We start from the raw sequence: 585 nt of genomic DNA on the forward strand, positions 1-585 counted from the left end.
TCCTGCCGGCGCGTCTCGCGCACCGCGACGCCCTGGCCGCCGACGCGCGGCGAGATGTACTTTGCGCCCGGGATCATCACCACCGCGCCGGCCGCCGTCGCCGTCTGGTCAACGTTTACCAGTGCCGCAAGCGCGGTTGCGATGCTGGCCAGCGTGTCGCCAGCCTGCACCGCATAAACGTATGCCTTGTTGTCGACCACCAGCGCTGCGTTCTGCGGCGTGCTGACCGATCCGCCGACCGTCACGGCCTGGCCGGATAGTGTCAGGGTGACGGTATTGACCGGCGCCGTCGGCGTCGACCAGTCCGACATGCTCGAATCGACCACGCGCAGCATGTTCGGCTGCGGGAAGACCGACACGTGAACGTTGCCGGCGGAGAGATACGTGCGCAGCTGACCCGAATCCGGCCATCCGCTATACACCAACACTGGCGCGCCGGTAATCGACGGCTGGCTCGTCCCGTTCGGGTACACGATGCCGGCAATCGTCGTCACCAGCGCCGCGGAGACGTCAGAAATGTCGGCCATTTACGGGTGAACCTCGTTGACGTTGAGTTTCCAGCTCTGGTCGGTTCGCTGAGCGCCC

1 pseudogene is annotated in these 585 nt (G+C 66.0%); it reads right to left on the bottom strand.

Annotated features, from left to right (window positions below):
• A pseudogene (locus ACRYR9_RS19890) lies at window positions 1-527 on the bottom strand (hypothetical protein); the annotation flags it as partial.
• Between the last annotated feature and the right edge of the window lie 58 nt (window positions 528-585).

The organism is Kineococcus auxinigenes, from assembly GCF_050871525.1.
In the GTDB taxonomy this organism is placed as follows: domain Bacteria; phylum Actinomycetota; class Actinomycetes; order Actinomycetales; family Kineococcaceae; genus Kineococcus.